Annotated in this window: 1 protein-coding gene; it reads right to left on the bottom strand. The window is 64.1% G+C overall.

What is annotated here, in order from left to right; all coding sequences use genetic code 11:
* Positions 1-206 (bottom strand): hypothetical protein (locus RRF55_RS29555; RefSeq protein ID WP_439419536.1); only part of this gene is annotated, 206 nt, incomplete at both ends.

Here is a 206-nt window from a genome sequence, read left to right as displayed (position 1 = left end):
AGCAGTTCTGCGCATACATCAGGGAATTGAGCACGCGGTGGAAGTGGCGCAGCATCTCGGCCATTTCCAGATCGGCACCGGCCAGATCGGCGATTTCATACAGGGCCTGCTGCATGCGCTTGGAGTCTTCCAGCGAGGCGATCTCGCGCCGCTGCCGGGCCAGCAGCACGGTGCTCTGGAACATGCAGCGCGCGGCCGTCCACCAG

This window comes from Klebsiella sp. K47 (assembly GCF_051858335.1).
GTDB lineage: Bacteria > Pseudomonadota > Gammaproteobacteria > Enterobacterales > Enterobacteriaceae > Klebsiella > Klebsiella pneumoniae.
The sequence above is the reverse complement of the archived record's forward strand: the minus strand, read 5'-3'. Positions and strand labels throughout refer to the sequence as shown.